At 56.6% G+C, this 2,600-nt stretch carries 1 protein-coding gene; it reads right to left on the bottom strand.

Features of this window, described 5'->3' with window-relative positions:
- On the bottom strand, positions 1-2,600 hold a 2,600-nt coding region (locus AB7U36_RS22270; protein ID WP_428161791.1), incomplete at both ends, for a beta-ketoacyl synthase N-terminal-like domain-containing protein.

The raw sequence follows: 2,600 nt of genomic DNA, 5'->3' as shown, positions 1-2,600 counted from the left end.
TTTTTCAGGATAATGCCCCCGGAATTTTCCACCTCCTGTTCGGTGAAAAAGCCTGCGCAGCCATCGCGCATGGAGATAAAGGGCCGCTGATCAATGTATCCCTGGTAATGAAAAAAGAAAAGATAGATCTCTCCCTGCCTTAAAAACCGGTCTATTTCAATGTGGTATTCAATGGTTTCACCAGGCACGGGCAGGCTGCGGTGGAAGGTCACCCTGGCGTCAAGCAGCCGGTATTTGCGTTTTCCTTTGACCACATGGTCTATGCCCAGCCAGGAGCAAAGAAAAAGATCGGCCTGGCCCGCCTCAATGGAGATGGAGACCGGGGCTTTGCCACCGTCCAGGTACCAGGCATTATCATGCACATCATGCTGGGTGACCACTTTCCCGGAAGTCAGGGACAGTTTTTCCCCGTGCACGGATACAATCCGGTCCACCAGCATCAAGGGTTCAGCCGGCAACCGCACCCGGACCGGGTAGGTGTCAATGATATCGAAATCAGGCCCCAGCACGTTTCCGGCTTTTCCCACGGCAAATTCAAGGCATTGATCCCGGTCCATGAATGGTTCGGGCATCTGTGAAATATCCCGGGGCAAACAAACCGGTTCCAGGCCGGTTGACCCATGCCACCCCTTTGGCACTGCGCCGGCAATGGCGGCAAGCTGTTCAGCCATGGCCCGGGTGTTTTGGGCGGATAATTCCAGGAAACGTTCGTGGGCCCTGGCCGTTATTTCCTGGGTATGGGCCAGCAGTCCCGGGATCGTGTCACAGGGAAATGCAAGTAGGGTCCTGGGCGGTTCGGGACAACACTCAAAAGAGGTTTCCTGCGGGAATGGTTCAAACGCATCTTTGGCAATCAAAGCCCGGGGAAACGGCGGGCGGGTCAGAGGAATCCGGATGCAGGTGGATGAATGCGCGCTTTTCTCCTGGGCGGCCGCAATTTTTCGAAACTCCCCGCCCTGCCCTGAATGATGAAAGCCTGACAATACAACATGTCCTGCAATGCCATCCCGGGTCAGGCATCCTGCCACAGCGGTTTTGGGAATCCCGGGATAATTGCGCAAAGGCCCTGGAAACCTTCGGGCGTAGAGGCACAATGCCGTAGCGGCAACAGTAAAAAGGCCTGCGGCAGACCCGGTATGACCGGATAATGCAGACGGGCAGAAAACCGGCAACGTGTTGGGTTCCAACCCGGACACCTCCCCTGCCCCCAGAAAGTGAGACCCGCTGTGCGTCACTGCGCCAAGCCCGATATCATTTAAATCCATACCCGCATGATCCAGGGCCTTTTGTAAAGAAGTCCGGACAACCTCTGACCGCGAGACTTGCGCCTGATCACCGGTTTCCCCGGCAAGGGCAGCACCTCCGGCGCGTCCCACGCCATTGACCACGGCATAAATCCGGTCATTGTCCCTTTGCGCTGCATCCAGGGGCTTGAGTACCAGGGCCACAGCCCCTTCCGAAGGCAGGGCCATGGGGTCCGCGCCGGTCAGGACCAGATCCCGGGTAAAGCTTCTGATGTCAGCGGCAAGGTCCACGGCCGCACATAAAAAGGTGCCGGTCTCCCCTGCGCCCAGGGAATTAATGGCAATATCAATGGCTGTTGGCCCCGACGCTTCGTCCGCAGACAGGGTAAAGCAGGGGCCGCCCAGTTTAAATGCCCGGGCCATGCGGGACGCCACAATGCCGCCCAAAGCACCCAATGTTGAATCAAAATTTAATGGCGGCCCGATGGTATCCAGCAAATCCGCAGCAACATTGTTTCCCTGCCCCTGGACCTGCCACCTTAAATGGTAGTCTGTGGCCCCGAAATCAAATTCAATGCCCACGGCACACCCCATGTTTACCCGGGGTGATTGTGACGCATCCGGTTTAAAAGAGATACCGGCATCTGCCAGGGCTGCCATGGCTGCTTTGAGCATAATCAGATGCTGGGGCAGAATCTGGTTCATCTGGTTGGGGGGGATATTAAACGCTTTAAGATCAATACTCAGTTCATCCATGAACAGGGTTAAAGCACCGCAGATGTCAGGGGGCAGATGGTCAAACCTGCGCCACCGGGGTTCTCCGGAGCGGGCCACAGGCGTTCTATCCCCAAATATAAGATGGGAAAAACTGCCAAGGCAGTCAGCGCCACCCGATATCAGGCCCATACCCACAATGGCGCAGGGAAGGCTTTTTTCGGCTGGGGCCGGTGCAACACACTTGGCATGACGGCCTGATTCGGCATTAAAAGATTCCACAAGGATCTGGGCATTGATGCCGCCAAACCCAAAGGCCGATACCGCAGCCCGCAAAGGCTGGCCGTCACTGGCAGGTACCCAGGCACAAGGCTGATCCTGGACCCTGACACCCGTGTCATTTAACGGGGAGTCTTCGGGCAGGACATTGAAATTGTTGGATGGCGGCAGCATTCCCTGGTTCATGGCCATGACCGTTTTGATGAATCCGGCAGCACCCGCACCGGTCAGCAGATGGCCGATGTTGGACTTCACCGAACCAATGGACAGGGCCGTGTCCATGCACTGGTATGTTTCAAGCATCTTCATGATACTTTGGACTTCCACCTGGTCCCCCTTGGGGGTTCCGGAACCGTGGCACTC

Source organism: Desulfobacter sp. (genome assembly GCF_050177295.1).
The sequence above is the reverse complement of the archived record's forward strand: the minus strand, read 5'-3'. Positions and strand labels throughout refer to the sequence as shown.